Genomic DNA, 213 nt, shown 5'->3' on the forward strand with positions numbered 1-213 from the left:
ACAGATCCAGTCGCGGCGGCCGGCGCTCCACCCGGCAAAGAATCAGATGTTTGACGGCGTCGAAGCCGATCGCACCGAGATGAATGGCCTGCTTCACCGCCGCATGCAGGTCGGCCATATCAAAGCTTTCCAGCAGACGAAGAACCTGTACGTATTCCCGCCGGCCATGTTTTGCCATGCGGCCTTCCATCAGGCGGCACAGTGTGGCGAATT

1 pseudogene is annotated in these 213 nt (G+C 59.6%); it reads right to left on the bottom strand.

The annotated features are described in order from the left end of the window. Positions 1-213, bottom strand: a pseudogene (locus V6766_RS25610) (IS21 family transposase); the annotation flags it as partial.

This window comes from Martelella sp. AMO21009 (genome assembly GCF_053484295.1).